Below are 26,896 nucleotides of genomic sequence, written 5' to 3'. Positions count from 1 at the left end.
CCTCACAATCTAAATCGCTCTTACTTCAAAACGGCGATTTTGCTTCCCTTTACTTTTTACTTTATCAATAACAAGTGTTCCTATTTCACTCGTATTTTTCACATGTGTGCCTCCACAAGCTTGTTCGTCTAAGTTTTCAATTGTAACAATGCGGATTTCTTGGATAGTAGTTGGCAGGAGATTGATTGCTGTTTTAATCATTCCTACAGCATTTTCTGCTTCTTCGCGGCTCATATAACGAGTGGAAATTTCTTTATTTTGCTTAATAAGTTTATTCACTTCCTCAACAATTTCTTCTACTTCCACGCTCGATAACTCTTGTAACTCATTAAAATCGATACGTGCTTTATCAGGATAAATTTGATTTCCGGTGCATAGAGCTCCATACTTTTCATAAACTACAGCTCCGATAAGATGCAGTAAAGAGTGATGACGCATTAAATTATGACGTCTTTCCCAATTCATCTCTAATTTAACTGGACCTAATTTTACTTGAGCTTCATCTTTTATATAGTGAACTATTTCTCCCTGCTCCTTCTTTACTTTTTCAACTTCAAATACAGACCCATCTTGTACAATGACACCCGTATCACATTCCTGTCCTCCACCAGTTGGATAAAAAACTGTTTCTTTTACAAATACTTTATTCCCTTCCACTCTTATCACTTCTGTCTCGCAACTCGTTTTGTATGCATCTTCTAAATATAATGCCGTTTTCATACTCTCACCTCTTTAGTAGTTATAGTTATACCTACTAATATAAAAAATAATATTCATACAGTCAACTTATATTTCAGAATTTTTAATTTTAAATAAAAAAAGCCTTTTATAATAAGGCTTTTTTCTACATGCTATTATTTATTTTAACTGTAAAGTATTTAACATGTTTCCCGCCAAATGCTCCCGTAAAGTAGAACCTGTATACTCTTCTCTAAATACTCCCGCCTTCACAAATAAAGGAATGACTTCACTAAAGAATAGATTTAGTGACTTGGGAGGTCCTCCTGGAATAGCAATAAATCCATCTAACGCTCCGGCCTCAAACCTATCCATAATTTGCTTCGCAACGTCTTTTGGTGTACCAACCGCAACCCAATGAGCCGATCCAACAACTTCTGGTCGCTCTAGTATTTGTTCAACTGTTGGTTCATTTTTAATAATGAAATGCCGTAATAATTCTGCATGTGTTTTACTACGTACAGTTTGATCCCGACTTGGCAGCATCTCTTCGGTAATTTTACTTTCTAGCGGAATCCCTCTCGCATCTAATCCGAGAACCATTTCAAGTAACGCATATCTCTTCTCTTTTGTGAGATGTTGATGAGCTTGTCTATGCATTTCTAGCGCCTCTTCATATGTATCACCTATAAAGAAATATAATCCAGGTAATACGCGTATAGCATCTTGCTTCCGGCCATGCTGTTCTGCTCTTCTTCTTAAATCTTGACGAAGTTCAATACCTGACTCTACATCTGGCGTTGCAGCAAAAATTGCATCTGCAACAGAAGCAGCAAAATTCCGACCAGACTCTGAAGCACCGGCTTGAAATAATGGCATTTCTCCTGATATATGCTGTGGGATATTCAGCGGACCTTTTACCTCAAAATATTCACCACTATGTTCAATTGGCTTGGCCATCTCTCTAATAACTTCAGTGTTATCTATTTTCAACACTTCATAAGGATGACTCCTCCAAAGTTTTCTTACTAACTCTGTACATTCTGCTGCTTTCGCATATCTCTCCTCAGATGATGGCATCCCTTCCTCACCAAAGTTTTCAGCACCGTCAATTGATGTAACAATATTCCACCCTACTCGGCCGTTACTAATCCAGTGTAACGATTGTAATTGCCTTGCTAATATATATGGTGGATAAAATGAAGTTGAAGCGGTTGTAACGACTCCAATTTTTTCAGTTGCGTACGCAATAGCAGTAAACAATAATGTTGGGTCTAAAATTACATTCCCTTTATTTCTAGCAATTAAATCTGGGTGGGCCACTAAATAATCGGCTTTAAAAACAAAATCTAACTTAGCCTTTTCTGCCTGTAGTGCCAACTCTACTTGCTCATCAATTCCGGAATTAAACTCATTCTCTTGTTCTTTCTTTCTAGAAATTAAACATAATCCAATGCAAAGTTGATTCTTTTTAGACATCTTCACACCATCCCCTTATTTTTAATTCACTTAGTTAAACAAATGTTGCTGTCATTATGAAATTCTATTCTTATGAAAATAGATAAAATGATATTGATAATCATTATCATTTTATGATGTAACTGTAATAAAAGCAATAACAAAAAAGACTCCCACTTTTGGAAGTCTTTTATCTCAATATTTCATTCGCTTCTTTTTCATAAATTTTATCAAATGACGTCATAACACGCTGTGATGCTTGAATCATTTTTTGATCCGTCATAAGATCTGCCATCTCTTTCGTCATATCAACATTTGAATTTTCTAGCATATGATTTTTTACTATTCCTGTTCCGTTCGGTAAATTAGCAATGTTTCCTTCTGCTAGTGTAAAGCTTTTGTTCTCACGTTGCACGAGACGAGCATTCGTTTCGGCATCTACTGTTTTTGTTTGTAAACGAGCAATATTATTTTGTGTTACTTCATCATATAATGTACCGTCTGCTTGTACAGCAACCTTTGCTCCTTCTGGAATACGAATACGCTCATTATTCTCTCCCATTACGAAAGCACCTGAAGATGTTTGTAAATAACGATCACTATTTAATGTGAAACTACCATCTCTCGTTAAAAACGTTTCATCATTTTTAGAAGTAACGAAAAATGATGTTGTGCCGGCCGCGCCGTCATCTAAAAAGAAATCTGTAGCGCTATTTGTCATTTGTATATTTCCTTGTACTAAATTCACATGTGTTGCAGCTGGTACTACAGCGTAATCGACCGAACCGATATTTGTTACCGCCCCATCTCCTCGGCGATATGTGTCTTGTACATCAAATACTTTAGACGTCATATTTTCTGCTTTAAATCCTGTCGTTTGAGCATTTGCAACGTTATTCGAATGAACATTAATACGCTGCATGTAATTCATCATACCCATAGAACCTATATAAAGACCGTTCATATTCGTTTGAATAAGGCAAGCGCCTTATTCTTCACCTCTTTTCTACGATGTTTGTAACATTTGTTTCGCTAAATGTTCAGCTGTAGCGATATGTATATTTTTCCTTATGTCTTGGCCATCTGTCATTAATACAATAGGAGCTGATGATACTGCTGGAATTTTCAACAATTCGCCACTACTTGCTGTTTCATCAAATTTTGTAAACACAATACCATCTATATGAATATCTTTAAAGTTTGTAATGATTTCAATCATATCTTTACTTTTCATCGAAGCTGATAACGTTAAACAAATATAATCTGGTTCTACTTGTCCCATCGTTTCAATCATTTCTTCCACTGTTTCTGACGTACGATAATTTTTTCCGGCTGTATCAATTAAAATATAATCGACGCGTGCTTCTTCTTTAAAATACGTAAGCGCTCTTGTCATTGCAGCTTCATCACGCACAGCAATTACTTCCGATCCAATTGTCTTTACGTTATCTTGCAATTGCTGCACTGTCCCTATGCGAGAATGATCTGTCGTTATAAAACCAACTGTTTTGTTCTTACCGTGAAATTGCCATGCCATTTTGGCGAGTGTCGTCGTTTTACCAACGCCAGTTGGACCGATTAATGCGATTGTTTGTACTTCTTTTTCAAAGACGTTTTCCGTATTAAAATGAGATTTCATATCTTCCAATATGTACCTGATAACTTCTTCTTCTGTAATCATCGTTGCATTTTCAAACTTTATTTTTAACTTTTCAGCATATGCATAAATGAAATATTGTTCTACATCGTTTTGTTCTAGCATCCGAATTACTTTTTGAATAATAAACGGTACAGATTCTTGATTTTCTTTCTTTGGAGCTACTTCTTCTTTCTTTACCTGAACGACTTGTTTCACAACTTTTTTCTTTTTCGTTACTTCCGCTTCTTTCGTCGGTTTCACAACGACAATTCCTTTTTCGAACAGCTTTAATAGTTTCTCTTTTTTTCTTGCCCATTCTTCACTATTTCCTGTTTGCATCGCCGCGTATGACATAGAAGTCGTTACGTTTTCTAAATTGTGCAGTACTGATTGAATTCCATTCGCCTTCACAATTTGTTCTGAAGGATCATTCACAACATCCATTAACTGTTCATGAAATTGAGCTGTACCTTCATTCACTTCTTCCTGTTTTTCTTCTGGAAAAGCAACTAACATTTCATAATCCTTTTTCCAGAAAAACGGTATATTTCGTTTTACACTTTCATCGACAACGTAATAATAATCTGTACCATATTGGTCAAATAACTTTCGATACAATTCATTTTTCGAAGCTGCTTTTATTCGCATTAACGCTTCTTTCTTTTCTGTACTTTCCATTACTTCACCCCCTACTATTCAATATAGGCAATTTGATCCACAACAATTTCTGGTGCTAATTCGCTAATACAAAGTACTTGTGCTTCCACTTGATAACGTTCTAGCAGTCTTACGATCGCAAATCTAAAATCTTTTCTACGTGTTAATAACACTGGTTCTCTTCCCATTAAACGTGCTTGCTTAAAGACGCGCTGCACTTGCTCAACGACACGTGTTTCTAAATCTAAATCCCAGTTTAATAAGTAACCTTGATATGAATTATTCACAACATCCGCATCTAACTCAATTGAATCAGAGAAGAGCGCTGCATATATTTTTCCGTCCGGATTTTTCGCATTTTCACAAATAACTTTTGAAATACATTCACGAACAAATGATGTCACACCGTCAACGTGGTTTTGATAAATTTCTTTGCCGTCAATAATACCTTCAATAATTGTTGGTAAATCACGAATAGAAATACCTTCTTTTAGAAGTTGTTTAATAACATTTTGAACGAGTGATAAATCAATTTCTTTCTTCTTAATCTCTTCTAATAGAACGCCATTATCATTTTCAAGCGAGTTAATTAAGTCTTTTACATGTTGACGCTGAATTAATTCATGAAGATTACGTCTAACAACAACATCTAAATGTGTAATTAATATGCTAAGTGGCTCTAACACTTGATAGCCTTTCATTTGTGCATCTTGCACCATATGCTCTAAAATCCAATATCCATCTTCACCGAAAATTGGATCTTTAGCTGGCTCTGCATCTAAATCAGCCATTACGTTCGGTGTTTTCAGTGCTAATAAATAACCTGATTTTAAAACACCTTCAGCCGCCTTAGCACCTTTAATTCGAATAATGTAACGTCCGCGTGGTCTAAAGCTCGTATTATCTTTAAAGTTAATTCCAGGAACGTTAATACCAAGGTCAGTAATAATCGACTTCCGCATAAGAACAACTTTATCACGAGCTGTTTCCCCGTTAATTTTCTGCTTTACAAGTGCTGCTAAATCTAAACCGAGTTCTACAATAATCGGATATTTATCCGTAAATACTCCGAATGAATCTTCCACTTGTTGCAGTTGCTCATCTTCGCCTTGAATCATTTCTAATTCTTTTTGAAGCTCGTCTTCTTTTTCTTTCTTTATTCGATTTTTATTACGAATGCCCAAGAAGATAATCGTTCCACCAACGAGTGCGAATGGTAGAAACGGTAGCGGAGTAAAAATACCCATTGCGATAAATAAACCACCTAGTGCATATACAACGACTTCATGCGCTAATAACTCTTTAAAGATACCTTCTGTTACTGTATCCGGTGAGCCGTCAAATACACGCGTTACGATAATACCTGTTGAAATTGCAAGCATTAATGAACCGATTTGGTTTACGATTCCGTCACCGACAGTTAACTGTGTATAATGAAGAGCTGCATCTGCAAAGCTCATTCCTTGCTGCATCATGCCGACAATTAAACCGAAAATAATGTTTACGAATAAAATGACAATCCCGAAAATAACGTCCCCTTTAATGAACTTTCCGGCACCATCCATCGCCCCGTAAAACTCTGTTTCCATATTTAATTTTTTTCGTTTTGCCTGTGCATCTTTTTCTGAAATAATACGCTGGTTTAAATCAGCATCGATAGACATTTGTTTCCCCGGTAAAGAATCAAGTGTAAAACGAGCTGCTACTTCAGCTGTACGAGATGCACCGTTTGCAACGATAAACTGGAATATGATTAATACTGTAAAAATAACGATACCAATTAATAAGTTCCCGCCAATTACGAACTGGCCGAACTCTTCAATAACATGACCTGCATTTCCATCTGTCAAAATCGCTCGCGTCGTCGAAACGTTAATCGATACGCGGAAAATCCCGATTAATAACAACATCGTTGGAAATGACTTTAATTCATCCCACTCGTTAATACTTGTCGCTCGCATATAAATAAGCACTGACATACTTAGTAGAAAAACGATAATGATATCAAGTATAAATGGTGGAAGTGGAATTAAGAGCGCCACTACGAATGACGCTGCTAAAAAGATAGAAAAATAGGTTCTTGCAGACTCTATCTTAAACAAAGAGATCTCCTCCAAACGCGCTATTACACTTCAAGTTCGTTCGTCTGAATTAAATAGCGCATAACTTCAATTACAGCTACGTATAAATCTTCTGGAATCGTCTCATCTTCCTCGACCTGATAATATAAAGAACGAGCAAGCGGACGGTTTTCCACCATTGGTATTTCTTGTTCACGGGCAAGCGTTCGTATATATAATGCGAGCTCATCTTCCCCTTTTGCAACGACAATTGGTGCTGCATCAACGTGTTTATTGTAACGAAGTACAACCGAAATATGCGTCGGGTTGTTCACAATAAACGTTGCACCATCCATCTTCTTCGCGATTGTCCCTTGCAAGATGGCATGCATAAAGTTTTTTCGTTTCCCCTTTACTTGCGGGTCCCCTTCATTATCTTTATGCTCCCTTTTTACTTCTTCTTTTTTCATCTTAATATCTTGTTCGTACTCCCATCTTTGATAAATGAAATCGATAATAGAAAGAATGATTAAAATAATTAAAATGGCTAAAAAGATAAATTTAATTTGGCTAATAATTTCAGTGAGTGACGCTGTCCAGTTAAATCCAATCATACTAACAATCTTCTCTAAATTCTTTTTAAAGAGAACGTACGAAACGTAACCGATTAATCCCATATAAAACAGTGATTTCAAAATATCTACTAAACTTTTACGACTAAACAATCTCGTAAAATAGTTTTTCGGATTAATACGTGACGCTTTCGGTTTAATGACTTTAGAAGAAAATAGGAAGCCGACTTGAATCATATAATTGAATAAATGAAAAGCATATACGAGTATTAATATCGGAGCCGATACTTTCAGTAATAAAATCCCCATTAAATAAAAATACTCGGTTGAATCTGTATTTTTTCCAATTTGATCAAACAGCACCGCTACGGAATTCGCAATCTCAAACCCTAGCCAATCTCCGAAGAAATAAACGACAACTGCTAATACAAGTATGGAAAATAAATTATTTAAATCTTTACTCCGGGCAATATTCCCTTCTTCACGCGATTTTTTACGCTTCTGCGGGGTGGCCTTTTCTGTTTTATTATCCTTTGCCATGCGCGTCCCCCTACTTCGTTAAGAAAAAGTTAAATAGTTTCGTATACTCTTCAAGTAATACATCCGTCATATTTTTAAACACATAACCGAGCATCGGTACACTCATCGCAATAAACAAAATCCCACATGTAATTTTAATTACGTATGCATTCATAAAAACGTTTAATTGCGGAGCATTTTTTGCAATTAAAATAAGAACAAAGTTAATGATGAATAAACTTCCCATAAGCGGCAGAGCAATTTCAACCGCTGATGTGATCGCAAATAATAACGTTGCGAGTAGACTATCTAAAAAACTAGTCGTCAACAATTTTGAAATCGCCTCTGTATATTGAAACGACTTTAAAATAGTGGCAACGAAATAGTTAATGCCGCCCAGTGAAATAAAAATAATAAGAAAAAATATATCAAAAATTGTTGATAGCAAAGTGGACTGTGACCCTGCATTTACATCAAACAAACTTGCTTGTGATAAACCAATATCAAAGTCTAAAATATGCCCTGCCATTTTCGGAATGTTCCACAGCATTTCTACAATTTTTGAAAGTGATAATCCAATTACAATTTGCGTTCCTGCATAAGCTGCAACGTCCCAAACTGTCTTGATGTGAGAGACATCCACTTGATCCGCCACTGTAATTGAAAGAGCGAGTCCAACTGTAACCTTCGCCATTGCTGGAATGGATCGGCCTGAGAAAAACGGTAAAAAATATAAAAATGAAGTAATGCGACAAAACGCAAAAAACGTTGCCGCCCATAATTCCATATTCATTTCAGTTCACCTATCTTAGTACGAACGCAATAGCGATGGGATTTTATCAAATAAATCTAAAATAAGCATCGTTAACTCTTGGAACATCCACGGACCTAAAATGATAATTACGAGCACAATACTCGCCATTTTCGGTAAAAACGTCAGCGTTTGCTCTTGAATTTGCATCATTGCCATAATAACCGCGATAATAATAACGACAATCAGACTTACAACGGCAATCGGCATTAAAATCATAACCCCTTTATAAAAAAAGGTTTGGAAAATATCTATAATTGGTGACGTATTCATTTATATGACTCCTATCACATAGCATCAAACGCTTCAGGCGACCGTCTTAAACATAATATCGACGATTTTTGTATATCCACCTAAATATACGAAAACGAGTATTTTAAACGGTAAACTTAAAATCATCGGCGGTACCATCATCATCCCGAGGTACATTAAAAGTGTACTAATAATCAAATCTATAAATACAAACGCTAAATAAATAAACATCCCTGTAAGTAACCCTTTTTGAATTTGCGTTAACGTAAAGGATGGTACGAGTGTAAATAAGGATAGATCCTTTAAATCTTTCGGCAACTCTTCTCCGCGTACTTTCAGCATCATTTTCAAATCATGCTTATACGTATGCTTTGACATATATTCTTTCATAATAGGAGCTGTCGTTTCCGCAGCTTGGCTTACTGTTATTTTCTCTTTCGTCATCGGATCCCACACATCGCTCTTCAGTTGCCCGAGTACAGGCTGCATCGTAAAGAGTGATAAAAATAATGCAAGTCCAACAAGCACTTGGTTTGGTGGTAAATTCATTACCCCAAGTCCTTGACGTGTAATCCCAAGAACGATCATAAAATAAGTAAAATGTGTAAATAATAGAACGATAGAAGAAGATAATGATAAAAGGGTAACGAGCGCAAATAGTTGTACACTTGAATTACTCGTAAACTCTTTTCCATTTTCGAAATTAATAAAACCGTTCGGGGCCGCATACGCTGGATTTACAAAAATAATTGAAAAAACGATAGAAAATACGAAAATAACGGCTAATAATGATAACTGTTTCTTTATTCTCATGATGGATCCTCTACTTTTTTCGTTTCAGTCTTCACCGCGTCTTCTAGTGCTTGTTGAAACTGATTTCCTGTTCCGGTTAATTGCACAGACTGCACACCGTTATTACTAATAACAGTGAACACTTGCTTTCCGTCCACTTCAAATAAAAAGGCACTCGTTTGATGATTTAAATACACGCCGTCTTTTACTTGAATATGGCCATTTTCACCCTGCTTAAAAAACTGCTGTTTGCGCGTCTTTTTCGTCATATAATATGCACCGTAACCGAGCGCACCAAACAGTAAAACGACTTGAAATAAGGTCGTCATATACGACATATGACTCCTCCTTTACTCTTTATCTTGCATTTGACTTTGCGCTTTCATAAGCGCCGCTTGTTTCTTGTCAGCTTCAATTTCAGAAATGATAATACCGAATTTCTCGTCCATTACGATTGCTTCACCGATGCCGACTTTCATATTACTTAAATACACATCTACTTTATGTCCTAAGTTTTTCTCTACTTCCAGAACATCGCCAACTTTTAACTGCTTCACATCACCAAGCGTAATAGATGACTTTCCAAGCTTTACACCAAGTTCAATCGAAATATCTGAAACAGTATCAATATGTGCTTTACCTGCTTCATTTCGCTTTCCTGCAAAATCTTCTAATCCCATTAATGACACGGGAGATACTTCATGCTTCATATGGATCCTCCTACTCTACAAAACTTTTAAATAGGAGCGCCTTACGCGTTCCATCTTTTCCAATAAAACAATTAAATTTATGCTTTCCATCTACATAACCAAGTAATTCATCCGAAACTTTCGTATGAAGCGGAATAATATCGCCTTCTTCAATTTGTTCAATCTCACTCATTGTCATTTTCTGCTCACCAATTGCAACGTGAACAGGTTTGTACACTTGATTTACTTTCACTTCCACTTCAGACGTATACTTCCTACGTTTGTCCGAAGAATGTTCGACAATATTTTCAGACGTTAACTTATCCATAATTTCTTCAACAGATAAGAACGGAATCCCGATACGCACCGTCGTATTCCAAAAATCTGTTTTCATATTTACATTAAGTAATGAAATGATATCGCTCGCTGTCGTAATCTTTAATGCATTCGGATCTGTTTCCGTCGTTACAAATTTCGGTTCAATCGCAACAACACTTTCAAATGATTGCTCTAAATTTTTACAAAGAAGCAAGAATATATTATCAAGCGTTAAAAACTCAAATGCTGTTAACGGTCTGCGCATCGTAAAGTTACGCTTACTATCTCCGCCAAGCCAACATTCATGAATATAAATAACGAATGCTAAATCAATCTCAATAACAATTTCTCCAAGCTCTGGTAAACCGAGATCAATTACGCAATATAAATAATAATCTTTCGGCATTTTCTCCACATACTCACTCGTAAATGGAACTTGTTCAACTGTTGAAGGCTCTAGTTCAATTGGAATACGCATACGCGCTGATAACGTCTGTGACGTCTGTTTTCCAAACGTAGAAGCAATCGCTTGCAAACTCCGTAAATGCTCAACACCGAACTTCTCTGGTCTATTAAAATCATACTCTTGAAATTTCTCTTGCTTTCCTGCTTCTTGTGCGAAAGCTGGCATTTCCTCGCCTTCATTTACCGCCTTCAGCAGGGCATCAATTTGCTCTTGGCTTAATTTTTCGCCACTCATGACAATCCCCTTCCCTACCTTTTCAATTCAACGATTTCAACGTACATCTTCCCATTCTTCGTCAAAATCTTTCCGGTTCCAATCTCTTCATTCTCAAGCATAAGACGCACCGTATTTTTCGTTGAATTTTCAAGACGATACAATGTACCTTTCGTAATATGAAGCAGATCTTCAATTTTCTTTTTCGTATTTCCGATTTCAAAATAAATTGTTAACGGAATATCATCTTGTAATTTCAAATCTAGCCAACTCCCATATCATGTTCACGAAAATTTCATGTTCTCTCTATATATGAAACTTCTTATTTTGAAACGTCGATATTTAATATTTTTTTAATATATCCTTGCGTTTCTTTAAATGGCGGTACGCCTCCGTACTTCCTCACATTCCCAGGACCAGCATTATAAGAAGCAAGCGCCAATACTAAGTCGCCGTTATTTTTCTTTAAATAACCGCTTAACTCTTTTACGCCACCTTCAATACTTTCAGCTGGTGAAAATGGATTCTTCACACCCATCTCCTTCACATTCGCTGGCATAAGCTGCATAAGACCCATCGCACCGGCATGTGACACCGTTTTCGGATTAAAATTAGACTCTACTTCAATCATTTTTTGAATTAACGTTTTCGGAATTCCGTATGTACGGCTAGTGCGATCAATAATATCCTCATACTTCCCTTCATTGAAAGAACGTATTTTTTGAATATTATACTTCTTCGTTAATTCCCACGTATCAACAGCCTCATTTTTCGTTTCTGGGAAACGTCGTTCAAACTCTTTTTGCGCAACTTGCACTTCATCTGCTTTCTTCGCTTCAGCCTTTTCTTCAGACTTACTCGCTTCCTCTACTTTATTAATAGTTTCTACCGGCTTATTAACAACCGCTTCTATTTTCGTAGATTGTACCGGCTGACTCATATCTTCTACTTTTGCCGGCTGCGTAGTTTCTTTCGTCTCCTTCGCAGGTTCACTCTGCAACTTCTCTTGAAAACGACTACTAACGAATGCTTGTGGACTACTTAGCTTTTGCTGAATTTGCCCTTTCTTATATGCAAGCACTTCTTTTACTATATTTCCAACTATCATAATATCACCTTTTCGGTAAACAAAGATAATCTAATATTAGAGTTTTTTTTTAAAGTTTGCAATAATCCTTTTAATAATTATGTAATAAAAAAATGAATATATTGTTAAACTGTTATTTTTTTATATTTATTAATTCGAATTTTTAGTTGACACCCGTTGTAGCAAGGATTACAATAAATCTCGAAATTGATTTTTTCGCATATTACCGTTTTTCAATTTGCAGAAAAGTCAATATAAAAAAATGGGGGTTTCTTAACATGAGAATTAATACAAACATTAACAGCATGCGTACGCAAGAGTACATGCGCCAAAACCAAGCTAAAATGAGTACTGCTATGGACCGTTTATCAAGCGGTAAACGTATCAACAACGCTTCTGACGATGCAGCAGGTCTTGCAATCGCAACTCGTATGCGTGCACGTGAAAGCGGATTAGGTGTTGCAGCTAACAACACACAAGACGGTATTTCTTTAATCCGTACAGCTGATTCAGCAATGAACTCAGTATCTAACATCTTACTTCGTATGCGTGACCTTGCTAACCAATCTGCAAACGGCACAAATACAGATAAAAACCAAGGCGCACTAGACAAAGAGTTCGCTGCGTTAAAAGAACAAATTGATTACATCTCTAAAAACACAGAATTCAATGATAAAAAATTATTAGACGGCAGCAACAAAGCTATCGCAATCCAAACACTAGATTCTGACGATAAAGGTAAACAAATTGACATTAGCTTATCTGACTCTTCTACTACTGCATTAAAAATCAACAACCTGAGTATTGCTGCTAATGGACTTGGTATTGGTTCTGGTAACAAGTTAGTTGGTGTTGCTGATAACACTATAGCTAACGCATCTGCAGATGCACTATCAAAATTAGATGGTACTACTGGTGATACTGATACTAAAAGAACTGCTGCAGTAAAAGCATTCACTGATCAATACAAAGATCTTAAAGTGGCTATGAATGCTAAAGATGTTGAAACAATTGATGCTGCAATTAAAAAATTCGAAGGTGAAAACACTCTAGAAAACGCTAAAGCAATCGGAGCCGCTTTCAAAGGAGCTGCTAAAGCTACATTAACAGCAGACATCACTACTGCTGATACTGCATCAAAAGCTTTATCTGATTTAGATACAAATTCTACTACTGATAGTAGAAAGACTGCAATGAAAGCTTTCGTAGCAGAGTTTGATAAAGTTAAAGGTTCTATGAATTCAAGTGATGTGACAAGAATTTCAGATGCGATTGATCGTTTCAGTAAAACTGATGATTCTGGTAATACATTAGAAGCTGCTCGTGCAATTGGTGATGCATTTAAAGCTGCTACTACAGATGGTAAAACTTCAACAGCTACTGATGCTAACTCTGCAATCAAAGCAATTGACGAAGCTTTAGAAACAATTGCTTCTAATCGTGCAACTTTAGGTGCTACGTTAAACCGTCTTGACTTTAATGTAAATAACTTGAAAAACCAAGCATCAAGCATGGCATCTGCCGCTTCTCAAGTAGAAGATGCTGACATGGCGAAAGAAATGTCTGAAATGACTAAGTTCAAAATCTTGAACGAAGCTGGTATCAGCATGCTTTCTCAAGCAAACCAAACTCCACAAATGGTTTCTAAATTATTACAATAAGCCATTTGAGTTAGTTTCCTGAATAAACCTCTCTGCTTGCGGAGAGGTTTATTTTTTCTATATAGATAGATTATTTATAAAAGCTTTCTTTTTTTATGTGGAAGAGAGCATCTGCGACGCATAGAAGCGGTTAGTGCTTATCTTGACCCCCTCTTATTCTAAAACACAAATAGCAAATAAGCATAAGTCTTTTTTTCTTTTCATGACCTTTTATTAGCTTTAGAACACTAACTATATCAATCTATAAGGAGTGTCTATTATGCGTATTGGTACGAATGTTTTGAGTATGAATGCTAGGCAGTCGTTGTATGAGAATGAGAAGCATATGAATGTTACAATGGAGCATTTGGCGACTGGTAAGAAGTTGAACAACTCTTCGGATAATCCCGCTAATATTGCAATTGTGACTCGTATGCACGCGAGAGAAAGTGGTATGCGCGTGGCGATTCGTAATAATGAGGATGCAATATCGATGCTTCGCACAGCCGAAGCTGCACTTCAAACTGTGATGAATATTTTGCAGCGCATGCGTGATTTAGCCATTCAATCCGCAAACAGTACAAATTCAAATAAAAACCGTGATTCACTGAATAAAGAGTTTCAATCTTTAACAGAACAAATTAGCTATATTGGCGAGACGACTGAGTTTAATGATTTATCCGTATTTGACGGTCAAAACCGCCCTGTTACATTAGACGATATCGGTCATACGGTACATATATCAAAGTCTATTCCACCACCTTCCCCTACACAACACGACATCAAGATTTCAACAGAACAAGAAGCAAGAGCGGCAATTCTTAAAATTGAAGAGGCTTTGCAAAGTGTGTCACTTCATCGTGCTGATCTTGGAGCTATGATAAATCGTTTACATTTCAATATTGAAAATTTAAATAGCCAAAGTATGGCGTTAACAGATGCCTCATCTCGAATTGAAGATGCGGATATGGCGCAGGAAATGAGCGATTTTTTAAAGTTTAAATTGTTAACTGAAGTTGCCCTTAGTATGGTTTCACAAGCGAATCAAATTCCGCAAATGGTTTCTAAGTTACTACAATCGTAAAAATTCATCTTCCATCTTTGGAACGATTCCATACAAAACAAAAGGGAAATACATATAAACTATGTATCTCCCTTTTATTTTGTACCCAAATTTTATTACTGTGTTACCGTCATAACTTGTCCGCTACGGTCAACCATTATTTTCATTTTTCCGTCTTGTGCATTATATAGCCCAAGTTTATGTAATTCCATTTTACAATCTTGTACGAAAGTTGGTAATTTACGAATTTGATCAATATCAGAACTTGTAATGAAATGAATTAAAAGCTGCGTCATACCTTTAATATCTTGTACAAGCTCTTCTTTCTCTCGTTTTAGCCTTTCATTTTCTAGTTGTAACGACTGCAATTCACCTTCTAGACTACGTGTATTCTTTGCTTCTCTAGAACGCCCTGCTGCCATGCTAGAAAGCTTATAAATACCTTCCATAAACTGATGTAGTTCGTCTTCTTTCCTTTCACTACATTGATTAATTGTTTCAAAGTTATCAACGATACCAGATATAACTGTTACAAGATTTTTTTCATCCTCTTTATGCTGGATTTCTTCTTTTAATTCGTACTCGTTTTCTTGCTTTCTTGCAACGATTGTCTCTTTTACTGGTATATATTTTCGCTTTCGTCCTGGTTTTTGTTTTTCAATATTTTCAAACGGTATTTCACGTTTTTTCAATTTATAATACGTATTTTGCAATTGACTTTCTGTTTTCGGAAAAAGATTTAGTTCATTTTTACTTACGTATTTTGAAATATTTAAAATGTTTAAACCGTGACGTTGACAAAATTGATACACTTCATAAAGTAGCTCTAGTTCAGACTTCAGCCATGTAATTGCTGATTTTTCATATGCTCGCATCCCGCCATTTTTTTCTATATCTATTTGAAATAATACCATTCTATTATGTAAATCAACTAACTCTTCATACTTTACTTGGAATTCTTTTTCTATTTTTTTTAATTCCACCTCTAGTTGCATATCGTTCATTTTATTATTTGACATGTTTTGTAAAAGACCTAATACATTAATTGCTGTGTGGTGATACATAATCTGTGCCACTCCCCCTCATCCTTTCACAATTCTCATCTGACTCCCATGTCTTTTAAGAAAATAGCAATTTTTACATATCCATATTATAACAGTTCGAAATTATCTGTCAAATAATAAACATACAAAAATATATAGAAAGTATAAAAATTTGGAAAATGTTTTTTATTAATATGTAAAATTGCATATTAATTACATTTAATTATATTATATGGTATTTTGAATATTTTTTCACCGAAAAAATTTGCGTTACCACGAAATATAACTAAAATAATCCCAAAAATACGTTCACTTATATTTTTAAATCAAAAATCTTCAAATGAAGATTTTACTTACATACAGCGACAAACACCTCAGAAACCTTTCATTTTTTTGCCAGCTTAAAGTATAGAATACTAAAAAGGAACTAACCAATGCTTACACATGGCTAATTCCTTCCTCTCTCTAACAGAATAGAGTTATAAACCCAGTCTTCAAATCCTCAATCGAAGTCTCGCTTCTTCTTACCTAAAACTACTTCATACCTCTGAACTCACATCGCATAAGACTCTATTAAGCACTGAAAACTTCCTTACATAAGTAGTTCCTCTATTCCTACTAAATAGAAACATGTTATACACCAGCTCTTCTACTTACCTATAACCATTCCATATCTCTGGTCTCAACATCGCATAGGACTCTATTAAGCACTGACCCGCTCAACACTTGGCTAGAGCTTCTATTCCGGCTAAATAGAAGCTTTTAAAGTACTAACTTATCAACTAAACCAATTAGCTCTTGAATATCTGGCTTACTTACTTGAGCATTTGCTCCTACAGCTTCACCTTTATGGAATAATTCATTTGTAATTAATGAAGAGAAAATAATGACAGGTAAACGATTCATTACTTCACTATCCTTAACCACTTTCGTTAAATGATGTCCATCCATTTTTGGCATTTCAATATCCGTAATTAGCAAGTGAATATGTTCAAACATTTTCTCGCCTTGCTCTTTCGCTAATTTTTCAATTTGCGCTAACGCTTCTGCCCCATTGCTGAAGAAGTTCATTTTCGTATATCCAGCTGATGATAATGTTTCTTCTAATATTTGGCGAAGCATCGCTGAATCTTCTGCAATATAAATTACTTTTTCAGCTCGATCTGTTTTTTGTTCTAACCCTGCAATTGATTTATTGTCATAACCAGTGCCGCTAATTTCACATACAATTTTTTCATAATCTAATAGTAAGATGATTTTTCCATCTAGTTTTACAATACCAGATGTCGTTTCTTCTAGTCCCATAGATAATGAAGCTGGTTCATCAATTTGTTCCCACGAAATACGTTGAATACGATGCACCTCATCAACGCGGAAAATAACTTTCATTTGGTTTAATTCTGAGATGATAAATTTCGTTTGATCAAGTGGCTTTGTTGACTTTAAATTAAGAGCCATTGCCAAGTTAATAACAGGTAAAATTTCACCACGTACTTGAACAACACCTTCAACTGCATGATGAGATTCTGGCACAGTTGTAACAGGGAATGGATTAATGATTTCACGTACTTTCATTACATTAATACTAAATAGGTTTTCACCAACAGTGTACGTAACAATCTCTAATTCATTTGTTCCGCTTTCTAATAAAATACTTTGTGCTTGTGACATAAAGGTGTCGCTCCCCTTCCATTAATTCCGTATATCTAATTATTAAGCTTTATAAAAGCGAAAAAGTCAACTACCTATATAAAAAATATAGATAGTCGATCGATTCATTTTACAAAAAAAACAATTAATCTTGTATAAACGAAGCAAGTGCCTCTAATAACACTTCTTGTGCTCCTACAACTTCCGTCGGCATTGCTTCCCATTTTTTCGAAAGCTCCGTCTCTACTCTTATTCTCAGCTCAGAATTCATTTCTGCTAGCACATATTCTTTCGTTGCTATATCAACATCAAGTAGCGCGAGTGCATATAATTCCGGGTCATTTATTTTTTCGAATAATCGTTTTAATACCACCGGTGCTATATGTTTTAATTTTTCAATATGAATTTCCTTATCCGAAAATAGTAACTCATATTGAATAAACGTAACATTTTCTTTAATCACTTTAAAATAGCAATTATTTTTTTTATCATTCACAAAATAACCGTTTGGATCGGCAATAATACTCTCTACTTTACGGATTAAATCTGGCAAACTATTCGCCGCCATTACAGTCCGCTGCTCAACCTCACTCGGCGAAATGAATGTAACGCGATACTTATTTTGCGCCATCCTCCTCACCTCTCCTTTTATAGAAATTCAGTCTAATTGTATACTACAACTACCTTAAATTAACTTAAAGCTATTTTATATTACCACTTCTTACACTACCACACTACTCTAGTAACGCTACATATCTCTGGTCTTACACATCGGTCGGGACTCTATTAGGCACTAACCGCTCCAAAACATCGCCAGGTCCTCTCTCAAAACCTAAAAAGTGCTTTTAAGAACCTTTCAATAACTCTATGTTATTAAACCAAAACGCTATCTGCTGATCCGTAATATTTGGCAACATAACAAAAAACTCACGACACTTCATCTCATCCTTAAACAGTTGATACTTCCAAACGCTATCGCTACCAACACTTATGAAATAAAACTCATGGATACGGCCAATGATTGCTTGTTTTTCGCCAAATGAATACGGAGGCACTTGCTTAATTTCAAATTGATCTGGTAAATATACATGCTCTTCTCGTTCTATTTTTAATACTTGCTCGGCAAGTTCACGTTTATTTTCGAAAAAAGGCAATTGTAAAATTCGCTCTTGTCTTGTCATACGAATAAAAAACCCTTCCTACTCCATTACATTTTTTCCATGCGATATATTATCGAATTAAGTTTACAACTTCATTTAATACTTCATCTGAAACTTTAATTACTTTCGCATTTCCTTGGAATCCGCGTTGGTATAACATTAAGTCAACGAACTCTACAGATAAATCTACGTTTGCACCTTCTTGTGCACCACCGCGTACTTTACCTGCACCATTTTGACCAGATGCACCAAGTGCTAAAATACCTGTTGTATTCGTCGCTGTATAGTTACCATTACCTGTTTTCATTAGTCCGCCTTCGTTCGGGAACATCGCAACAGCTAATTGACCAGCTGATTTCATACTTCCATCAGAATATTTTACCATTACATATCCACCGTCAGCAATGAAGCAATCTTTAACCGTCGCTGCTGCTCTACCATCTACGTCTGTTACTGATAATGTTTTATCTGTTGGATGGTTTGTTAAATGACTTAAGTCTAATTTTATAGAGCCGCCATCAAATGGAATATTGGCCCCTTGCTCTTTCGGATTTGGATTTCCAACAGCATCAAATGTCATATTACCACCTGCACCTGGAACATCCTTAAACTCTGTTTCTTTTTTCGAGTCATTACGCATTTGTACTTTATATGTATAATTATGTTCGCTCGTTTGTTTAAACTCGACACGCATTGTCCATGTATTCCCCGCATTATCATATACAGGTAAATCTTGTGTAATTTGTTTTTCACCAGTTGGAATATTACCTTTAATTGTCCCTTTCGATGTTCGAATACCACCAATTGCTGTTCCCATTGGAATTTGCAACGGTCCTGGAATTCCAGATAAATCAACTTCACCAGTTGCCTCATTCGCAGGGTATGCAAATACATATTGACCTTCAGTATTCGTAATATAGTAATCTGAAGATATCCCAAACGTACCTTTACGAGTAAATTCCATATTTCCGCCTTTTGAATCACCTACAACGAAGAAACCATTACCTTCCATTGCGGCTTGTGTTTTGCCACCTGTTAACGTAATTGTACCATCACTATAATCCGTAACTGTACCACTCATTTTCACACCGTTACCAATACTTTTCGGATTTGTTCCTGCGTATTTACCGTCACCTTTTGCACCAATCGAATTGTTATATAGTAAATCATCAAACATTGCTTTTTGTTTTTTATAACCTACTGTTTGTGCATTGGCAATATTATTTGAAGTTACACTTAATGCATTTTGTGTTGCATTCATCCCTGTAATACTTGTATATAACGCTTTAATCATAACGTATGGACACTCCTTATGAATTTGTAGTTTTTACTTCTTCAGTTACTTTTTGATCGTCTTTCTTTGCGTCTTCTGGGTTCGTTTCCCCAATCGGTTTATCAGACACTCTCTCAACGAAACGAAGAGATACAACCTTATTATTAATAACGAGCTGTACATCGTTATTTTCCGCAAGGCGAACTGTTTCTACTTGACCGGTTACTTTGTTTCCGTCACCGTCAACACCTCTTACGTATTTACCTAAAAACTTCATTCCACCATCAAGTGCTGTTGAATACATCGTTGATTGCAGCTTATCTACTGCTTTCGTCATATTCTGTACTTGTTCCATAAGAGATAACTGCGCTGTCTGATTCATCATTTGATTCATATCCATCGCATTAAATGGATCTTGATGTTGGAAACTTGATAAAAACAATTTTAGGAAATCATCTTTCCCCATTACCCCAGGAGTCTTTTGCGCTCCTGCCGAAACTCCATTACTTTGTTGCACTGGCGATTGTACACCATTAACAGGTACATTACTTTTTTGCGCTCCTGCTTGTAACGGAATATGATTTGTACTCGTTGTATTTAATCCAACTGTTGGCACGCTTTATTCCTCCAATAATCCCGCAAATTCTGTTGATTGTTGTTTTTCATGATTTGTATTTGCTAATTTCTGTTTTTGCCTTTGCTCTTGTTCTCGCTGTTCTTTACGATTTTCATCTTTATCTGAATAGCTAATTTGAATATTGATTTCTTTTTCTTTTAACTTTAATTTCAATTCATCAAAAATGATTTCAACACGTTTTTTCGCATCGTGTTTTTCCATTTCTACGTGAACATCAATTCGATCTCCGTGTTTTTTCATAAACACTGTTAATGTACCAAGTTTTTCTGGATTTAACTGAAATAAAACACGTTCTTGTTTCACTACAAATTTTTGCAGCGCTTCTACTTGTGCTTCCATTTTCTTTCCTAAGTCAGGTAATGAAACTTTCTCAGCACCACTATTTGATTTCCCTACTTGTTCGGTACTCGTCGTTTTATTTAATAACTCTGCACCTGTAGAGCTCGAATCATTTAATGCATCAACCTCTGGCAACTCTACCTTTGCATCATCGCTCTCACCTTTCGGAAGATCTACGTCTTTAAACTCTTCTTGTTTCTTTGCAATATTACAAGTTTCTGTTTCTACAACCTTCAATGCTTGCATCGTTTGCTCCGGCATCTTCATTTTGTCTAATACCATTTGCATTGTATCTTCTAAACATATAGCATTTTTGATATTCATATTTGAAAGAAGTTCTTGTAATTGTTGTAATTCAGCTGCAGGTAATTCATTAAGTTTAATATTGCCATATTCTTTATATAGCTCTTGTATTTTTTGTATGTATTGATATAACAATTCCGGCTGCACATGTAATTGCTCAATTGCAACCATTTGCTCAGATACAGCTAATAACAACTGTTCTGTCTCTTTTTTTTCTTCTTTCTTTACATTTGGTTCTTCTTTCGTTACCGATTTTTTAGAAAGAATATAATCTTTTTTCTCTTCTGGTGGTGCTTCTTCTCGTTTCGTTTTCTCCGTTTGCGGCTGTTTTTTATTTTCCATTCTCATCGTACGATCGAATGAAGAATCTTCATTTTTTGATTGTACTTCTAGCCCTTTTTCTTTTTGCGGAGGTAAACTTTGTTGCACCGGTAATACAGACTGTATCACTACATTCACCTCATCCATTCATACACATTTTCAAATCCAGAAGCATTTTTTCTTCCAGCTTTTCTTGTGCTTTCGCAAGCTTTTTACAATTTTCTTGATACATCTCATCAATGACACGTTCTTTTTCTTTTACTTGCTCTAAAAGGCTTTCATTTTTTTGAATAAAACCTTCCGTTTTTTTAATTTTTCGATTCCATTCTTCTATTCTTTCAGGTGAAAACGTATGTGAAGAAAGCATGCCCGCCATAATACGTTGCCCAGTTTGTACGACTTTACTACGCGATTTCACAACATATAAATCATATTCTTTTTTTTGTTCTATTTTTCTTTTTTCAGCTGTTAATTCATACACTTCTTTTAAAATATGTTCTTTTTCTTGATTTATTTGCAATTTTATTGTGTCGTACTGCTGTTTATCCACCTGTTTTCATAGCCCCTTCCTATTATAACGTTCTCTTTTTCTATTATATAGTTTTTTTCCAAAAAAATCTGTGAAATATTAAAAAACAAAAAAATAAGACCTCTTAGGCAGAGGCCTTATACTATATGGTGTATCGCTTCAACGATATCATCAAATTGGAAACTATCCGATCGACCTTGCTTTAAAAATGTATTTATACCTTCTACTTTATTTTTACATTCAAAAATATAAGCATTTTCTTCATTTTCTTGAATCGTTCCTAACTTAAAATACAATTCATTTTCTTTATAAATTGATAAAATTTTCCTCATTTCATTTGCAAGTTGCCAATGATGTGGCGACACGATTTCTTCCATAATCCTACTTACTGAATCTAATACTGAAATTGCAGGATAATGACTAAGCGTTGCAAGCTCACGCTTTAATACAATATGTCCATCTAAAATACCACGTGCTAAATCTGGTACAGGGCCATTTAAATCGTCCCCATCAACAAGCACCGTATAAATACCTGTTATAGATCCCTTTTGTGTTTTCCCGGACCGTTCTAACAGCTTCTTCATATAACTTTCCATTAACAGTGTTTTACCACCAATCGGTAACTCTTTAACAGCAATATCAACACTTCTTCGTGCATCGGCGAAACGAGTAACAGAGTCCATCATAAGTAATACGTTATTGCCTTGATCACGGAAGTATTCAGCAATAGACGTTGCAAGCTTCGCTGCACGAAGTTGCATAAGATGACTTTCATCTGACGTCGCTACAACAACGACGCTTTTTCGCATCCCTTCCTCGCCTAACTCTTTTCGAATAAAGTCTTTTACTTCCCGGCCACGTTCTCCTACTAAACTAATAACGTTTATATCAGCTTTTGCATTTTTTGCTATCATTCCAAGTAAAGTAGATTTACCAACACCTGACCCAGCAAAAATACCAATCTTTTGACCGATACCAATTGTTAGCATAGAATCAATTGATTTTATTCCTGTTTCAAATACATCGGTAATCTCTTCACGTTCAAATGCATGTATAGGCGGTGCATCTAGTTTTATTTTCTGTAATGGAATGTTTTCAGCTTCCTCATTTAATACTTCACCATTTGCACTTAACACTTTTCCGAGTAAGTGATTACCACGTGGTACAACAACATCTTCTGAAATTAAAGTCACTGAATCTCCATAACATACTTTTTCTGTCTGTTCAAATGGAAGTAGCATATTATTTTCTTTTTCAATGGCAATCACTTCACATAAGACCTTATGTTCTCCAACGAAGCAAACATCTCCAATCTTCGCTTTCGGCCCTTTTGCTACGAAAAACTGTTCTTGTACACTATGAACTTTGCCTACTTTCGTATACAGTGGTGTTTCAATGAACTTATTCCATTTTTCGTTCTCATTCATTAACAGACGGCTCATACATTTTGCTCCTCAAATAACTTCTCTTCTTCCCATTTCTGACGAAGTTTCGCAAATATAGGTGCAAATTTAAATTCAAAGAACTCTTTCTCTTCTTCCAGAACAAATTCACCAAACTGCAAGGAGAAATCATATTTCCATTCTACTAATTGTAGTAACCAATATTCTTTCGTATTTTCCTTCTCTTCTTGAATACGTTCAAACGTTTCTGGATGTACTGTAATGATTAATTTTTCAAATGAAGTTGGCAATGTTTGCACGATGCCAGTTAAAATAGGTAACACATCAAGCGATCGTGAATCTACCGCTTGATTCACGATTTTTTCTGCTAGATGAAAAGATTGATCCCATAATAACTCTGTCCATTCATATGCTGTTTCTTGTTGTTCTTTTTGAAACTGCACACGCGCTGCTTCCATCTGTTCCATTTGTTCATGAATATGCATTTGAAATTGTTCTTTATCTTGTAATAACTGCTGCCGCTCTCGTTCTAGCATTTGCTTCTCTTGCCTTAGCTGATTCATTTCCATATGTAATGACTCTTGCTGGGCGCGAAGCTCTGCATGATCAGCTTGTAATTCTTCCTCTTCTATTTGAACTGAAGCTGGTTTTGGAAATTGTAATTCATACGTTTCTTCAGAAAAAGAAACAGAATTCTTCGGAATTCTGTTTTTAAATAAGGACATCCTCTTCACCTCTTTGAACGATAATTCTTCCTTCTTTCTCTAGCTTTTTCACTGTACCAGTGATCGTTTGCTGTGCTTTTTCAGCATCCGTCATCTTAAGCGGTCCTAAGCCATCTAATTCTTCTAGAATCATCTCTTTACGGTTTGAAGACATACATGTAAATAGTTTCTCTTTAATTTCTTCTTTTGCAATTTTAAGTGCTTTCGCAAGAACACCGTTATCTGTAATTTCTTCTAATACACGGCGAAGCGCAAGATCTTCAAGACCAAGTAAGTCTTCAAAGACAAACATATTTTCTTTAATTTTCTCAGATAACTCATAATCGACTTCATCCAGCTTTTGAAAGACTGTTTTTTCAACACCACGTGAAACATTATTTAAAATGTTTACGATTGTTTTCAAGCCATCAGTTTTATTAATTGCACTGAATGCCATATTATTTAATTTCGATTTTAACAACTCACCAATTTGATTAATTAATTCACCATCAACTTGTTCTAACTTCGCAATACCCATTACCGTCTCTACTCGTTTATGATCTGGCAATCTCTCAATTAATTGAGAAGCAAGCTGCGGTTTAATATAAGAAGCGATAATTGCAATTGTTTGTGGTGATTCATCATTAAGCACTGTAAGAAGTGGCTCTAAATCTGTAAGTGAATTTAAGAATTCAAATGGATTATCTTTGTTATACCAAAGGTCTTCCAATAATTTTTCCAGTTCGTCTTCTGGCATGTTTTTAAATATGCGACGAATGTATTCTTTATCTGGAGTGACTAAGTTCAATTCTTTTACATTTAGTTCATATAAGAACTCTCCCAGTACATTTTCTAACGTTTCTGGTTTATATACACGAAACTTCGCGATTTCACGAAGTAATACTTCTTTTTCCTCAGCTGTCATATATTCAATGACTTTTGCTGCCACCCCTTCTTCTAATGTACGAATAAGGATGGCAGCTTTTTCTTTGGAGGAGATTTCATCTAACATCGTTGTTCCTCCCTTACTGTCCGTTTAGCCATTTTTTAATTACTTTTGCAGTACCTTCTACATGTTCTTTCGTAGCATCCTGCACTTGTTCATCTAACGTTGGTTCTTTCGGTTCTTCTGGTTCAGGTTTTGGCTCTGGCACTATTTTTTCTTCAGGAATTTCCAAGATACTTTCATTACTTGCAGCAATTTCATCTTCTGCTAAGTATTCTTCATATTCCTCTTCTTCTTCTTTCTTTCTCTTACGTCTTGCTAATAAGAACCATACTAGACCACCGATCGCTAATAAGCCAGCTGTAATTCCACCGAATAACCACCAGTTCATGCCACTTTTTTCTGGCTCTTTCTCTTTTTCGACTTTCGGCTGATCGAACTGAACAGTTACAACGTTAACTTGACCATTTATAAAGTTACCGTTCGGATCAGCTTGAAGTCCTGCCGCTGTTCCGATTGCTTCTTTAAAAGTTGTCATATCCATTCTACGTTTTACTAGCGTATCATTATCTACCCATACAACAACATTTGTTTTCGTTAATTCTGGGTGTTTCTTAATTGTTTCAACTGTTTTATCTATTTCATAGTTTTCGATTTTGTTACCATTTTTATTATCATAGACAACTTTACCATTTTGATTATTGTTCGTACCGTAGTTTGGCACTTCACCGTTCGCTGTAATACCAGCACCTTGCTTCGGATCTGCCCCTTCTTGCGCAGTAGAGCTTTCCTCTTGCTCTTGTTTACTACGAAGTACACCTTTATCACCATATTTCTCTGACTGACGTGTAACTTCATCGTAGTTTACAGATACTTTCGTATTCACTTTATATTCATTCGGTTTAAACATCGTCATTAACGTTGCATCAATATCTTGTTTTAATTTACCTTCAAGTTGGTGCTGCATCTCTACTTCTTTCTCATAAGAAGAAGAACTACTAGAATGTGCTTCATCTGTCCCTTTTGAGATAACACCTTTTTTACTATCAATAACGCTTACTTCTTCTGCCTTTACACCAGGAACTGCTGCACTTATCATTTGCTGTATACCTGCAACTTGATCAGCTGTTAACAACTGGCCACGCTTCACCCCAATTGTAATCGCCGCTGTTCCTTTTGCTTTTTCTTCATCAAAAATTGTCTCTTTTTCAGGCAATGTAATTTGAACATTTGCCGTTTCAACTGTCGCAAAGTTTCTTACAATATCTTGCTCCAATTGCTTCTTCGTACCGACAATTTGCTTCATTTTTTTATCTTGCTCACTTGAACCGAGCGAGCTTTCTAATAAAATTTCCTCACCGCTTTTAGAATTAAACGGTAAGCCCATCCCATTCATTTCTTTTCGAACCCATGGAGCATCATTCTTTTGCACACGAATCGAACCATCGGCCGCTAATTGATAATCGACACCTAACTTCGATAATTCTGCTGTAATCTCTTGTTTATCTGTATCATTTAAATTTTGATATACAACAACATATTTATCTGGCAAGGTGAAGTATAAAAGTGCTCCTGTTACAATCGCTAAAAGCGCAGCACCAATTACTAACTTATGCCACGTTTTTAACGATTGGATAACATTTTTCATCTTTTCCATTTAAACACACCCGTCCA

Annotated in this window: 28 protein-coding genes; 2 read left to right on the top strand and 26 right to left on the bottom strand. The window is 35.7% G+C overall.

Features of this window, described 5'->3' with window-relative positions:
• Positions 1-9: 9 nt before the first annotated feature.
• From DOS87_RS08585 to DOS87_RS08520, 14 genes are all read right to left on the bottom strand, one after another.
• Positions 10-720, bottom strand: coding sequence for an alanyl-tRNA editing protein (locus tag DOS87_RS08585; protein ID WP_098578220.1), 711 nt, complete (start codon positions 718-720; stop codon positions 10-12).
• Positions 721-858: 138 nt separating this feature from the next.
• Positions 859-2,157 (bottom strand): NtaA/DmoA family FMN-dependent monooxygenase, encoded by a 1,299-nt coding sequence (locus tag DOS87_RS08580; RefSeq protein ID WP_000038859.1) that lies wholly within the window; start codon positions 2,155-2,157, stop codon positions 859-861.
• A 169-nt stretch (positions 2,158-2,326) separates the two neighbouring features.
• Entirely contained in the window at positions 2,327-3,100 is a 774-nt protein-coding gene (locus tag DOS87_RS08575) for a flagellar basal-body rod protein FlgG (protein ID WP_001013934.1), read from the bottom strand.
• Positions 3,101-3,142: 42 nt separating this feature from the next.
• A complete protein-coding gene (gene flhF / locus DOS87_RS08570) occupies positions 3,143-4,453 on the bottom strand; it encodes a flagellar biosynthesis GTPase FlhF (RefSeq protein WP_000446179.1) in 1,311 nt (436 codons plus the stop codon).
• Between the two features lie 14 nt (positions 4,454-4,467).
• Positions 4,468-6,534, bottom strand: coding sequence for a flagellar biosynthesis protein FlhA (flhA, locus tag DOS87_RS08565; protein WP_000472586.1), 2,067 nt, complete (start codon positions 6,532-6,534; stop codon positions 4,468-4,470).
• A gap of 23 nt (positions 6,535-6,557) precedes the next feature.
• Positions 6,558-7,604 (bottom strand): flagellar type III secretion system protein FlhB, encoded by a 1,047-nt coding sequence (flhB, locus tag DOS87_RS08560; protein ID WP_098578221.1) that lies wholly within the window; start codon positions 7,602-7,604, stop codon positions 6,558-6,560.
• A gap of 10 nt (positions 7,605-7,614) precedes the next feature.
• The gene (locus DOS87_RS08555; RefSeq protein ID WP_001055718.1) at positions 7,615-8,376 is read right to left on the bottom strand and encodes a flagellar biosynthetic protein FliR; all 762 of its coding nucleotides are present in this window, start codon (positions 8,374-8,376) and stop codon (positions 7,615-7,617) included.
• A 15-nt stretch (positions 8,377-8,391) separates the two neighbouring features.
• On the bottom strand, positions 8,392-8,667 hold the full coding sequence (locus tag DOS87_RS08550) for a flagellar biosynthetic protein FliQ (protein WP_001098080.1): 276 nt from the start codon (positions 8,665-8,667) through the stop codon (positions 8,392-8,394).
• A 33-nt stretch (positions 8,668-8,700) separates the two neighbouring features.
• Positions 8,701-9,459 (bottom strand): flagellar type III secretion system pore protein FliP, encoded by a 759-nt coding sequence (locus tag DOS87_RS08545; RefSeq protein WP_001220582.1) that lies wholly within the window; start codon positions 9,457-9,459, stop codon positions 8,701-8,703.
• Entirely contained in the window at positions 9,456-9,776 is a 321-nt protein-coding gene (locus tag DOS87_RS08540; RefSeq protein WP_000121178.1) for a hypothetical protein, read from the bottom strand. Before DOS87_RS08540 ends, DOS87_RS08545 begins: the two co-directional genes overlap by 4 nt.
• Positions 9,777-9,788: 12 nt before the next feature.
• Positions 9,789-10,148 carry a flagellar motor switch protein FliN gene (gene fliN / locus DOS87_RS08535; protein WP_000680010.1) on the bottom strand — a complete coding sequence of 120 codons (360 nt, stop codon included), beginning with the start codon at positions 10,146-10,148 and terminating at the stop codon, positions 9,789-9,791.
• A 10-nt stretch (positions 10,149-10,158) separates the two neighbouring features.
• Complete coding sequence (gene fliM / locus DOS87_RS08530; protein ID WP_000012361.1) at positions 10,159-11,145, bottom strand: flagellar motor switch protein FliM; 987 nt, start codon at positions 11,143-11,145, stop codon at positions 10,159-10,161.
• A 14-nt stretch (positions 11,146-11,159) separates the two neighbouring features.
• Entirely contained in the window at positions 11,160-11,384 is a 225-nt protein-coding gene (locus DOS87_RS08525) for a flagellar motor switch protein FliN (protein WP_000775712.1), read from the bottom strand.
• 62 nt (positions 11,385-11,446) lie between these two features.
• Positions 11,447-12,232: a lytic transglycosylase domain-containing protein gene (locus DOS87_RS08520; protein WP_098578222.1), complete on the bottom strand. Its 786-nt coding sequence runs from the start codon at positions 12,230-12,232 to the stop codon at positions 11,447-11,449.
• A 257-nt stretch (positions 12,233-12,489) separates the two neighbouring features.
• Here DOS87_RS08520 and DOS87_RS08515 point away from each other — a divergent pair, with 257 nt between their 5' ends.
• Entirely contained in the window at positions 12,490-13,872 is a 1,383-nt protein-coding gene (locus DOS87_RS08515; RefSeq protein WP_098577913.1) for a flagellin N-terminal helical domain-containing protein, read from the top strand.
• A gap of 259 nt (positions 13,873-14,131) precedes the next feature.
• Positions 14,132-14,935, top strand: coding sequence for a flagellin N-terminal helical domain-containing protein (locus DOS87_RS08510; RefSeq protein WP_098577912.1), 804 nt, complete (start codon positions 14,132-14,134; stop codon positions 14,933-14,935).
• Between the two features lie 95 nt (positions 14,936-15,030).
• Here DOS87_RS08510 and DOS87_RS08505 read toward each other — a convergent pair whose 3' ends face one another.
• The 12 genes from DOS87_RS08505 to fliF form a co-directional block, all read right to left on the bottom strand.
• Complete coding sequence (locus tag DOS87_RS08505) at positions 15,031-15,978, bottom strand: DNA-binding domain-containing protein (protein ID WP_136997003.1); 948 nt, start codon at positions 15,976-15,978, stop codon at positions 15,031-15,033.
• Positions 15,979-16,719: 741 nt separating this feature from the next.
• Positions 16,720-17,628 (bottom strand): chemotaxis protein, encoded by a 909-nt coding sequence (locus DOS87_RS08500; RefSeq protein WP_000075943.1) that lies wholly within the window; start codon positions 17,626-17,628, stop codon positions 16,720-16,722.
• Positions 17,629-17,752: 124 nt separating this feature from the next.
• Positions 17,753-18,238, bottom strand: coding sequence for a hypothetical protein (locus tag DOS87_RS08495; protein ID WP_000068302.1), 486 nt, complete (start codon positions 18,236-18,238; stop codon positions 17,753-17,755).
• Between the two features lie 214 nt (positions 18,239-18,452).
• Positions 18,453-18,788 (bottom strand): DUF3964 family protein, encoded by a 336-nt coding sequence (locus DOS87_RS08490; protein ID WP_000198166.1) that lies wholly within the window; start codon positions 18,786-18,788, stop codon positions 18,453-18,455.
• Positions 18,789-18,837: 49 nt separating this feature from the next.
• The gene (locus DOS87_RS08485) at positions 18,838-20,061 is read right to left on the bottom strand and encodes a flagellar hook protein FlgE (protein ID WP_000588320.1); all 1,224 of its coding nucleotides are present in this window, start codon (positions 20,059-20,061) and stop codon (positions 18,838-18,840) included.
• Between the two features lie 16 nt (positions 20,062-20,077).
• Positions 20,078-20,656: a flagellar hook assembly protein FlgD gene (locus tag DOS87_RS08480; protein WP_001143462.1), complete on the bottom strand. Its 579-nt coding sequence runs from the start codon at positions 20,654-20,656 to the stop codon at positions 20,078-20,080.
• A gap of 3 nt (positions 20,657-20,659) precedes the next feature.
• On the bottom strand, positions 20,660-21,769 hold the full coding sequence (locus DOS87_RS08475) for a flagellar hook-length control protein FliK (protein WP_142330493.1): 1,110 nt from the start codon (positions 21,767-21,769) through the stop codon (positions 20,660-20,662).
• A 10-nt stretch (positions 21,770-21,779) separates the two neighbouring features.
• A complete protein-coding gene (locus DOS87_RS08470) occupies positions 21,780-22,190 on the bottom strand; it encodes a hypothetical protein (protein ID WP_000360860.1) in 411 nt (136 codons plus the stop codon).
• Between the two features lie 116 nt (positions 22,191-22,306).
• Positions 22,307-23,611, bottom strand: coding sequence for a flagellar protein export ATPase FliI (fliI, locus tag DOS87_RS08465; protein ID WP_016077906.1), 1,305 nt, complete (start codon positions 23,609-23,611; stop codon positions 22,307-22,309).
• Positions 23,608-24,297 carry a FliH/SctL family protein gene (locus DOS87_RS08460; protein WP_016082179.1) on the bottom strand — a complete coding sequence of 230 codons (690 nt, stop codon included), beginning with the start codon at positions 24,295-24,297 and terminating at the stop codon, positions 23,608-23,610. The genes fliI and DOS87_RS08460 overlap by 4 nt, the downstream gene beginning before the upstream one ends.
• Positions 24,284-25,288 (bottom strand): flagellar motor switch protein FliG, encoded by a 1,005-nt coding sequence (fliG, locus tag DOS87_RS08455; RefSeq protein ID WP_000883364.1) that lies wholly within the window; start codon positions 25,286-25,288, stop codon positions 24,284-24,286. Before fliG ends, DOS87_RS08460 begins: the two co-directional genes overlap by 14 nt.
• A 13-nt stretch (positions 25,289-25,301) precedes the next feature.
• The gene (gene fliF / locus DOS87_RS08450) at positions 25,302-26,879 is read right to left on the bottom strand and encodes a flagellar basal-body MS-ring/collar protein FliF (protein ID WP_000413949.1); all 1,578 of its coding nucleotides are present in this window, start codon (positions 26,877-26,879) and stop codon (positions 25,302-25,304) included.
• Positions 26,880-26,896: the final 17 nt, after the last annotated feature.

This window comes from Bacillus sp. CR71, from assembly GCF_003429245.1.
Classification (GTDB): domain Bacteria; phylum Bacillota; class Bacilli; order Bacillales; family Bacillaceae_G; genus Bacillus_A; species Bacillus_A thuringiensis_S.
This window is presented reverse-complemented; position numbering and strand designations above follow the sequence as displayed.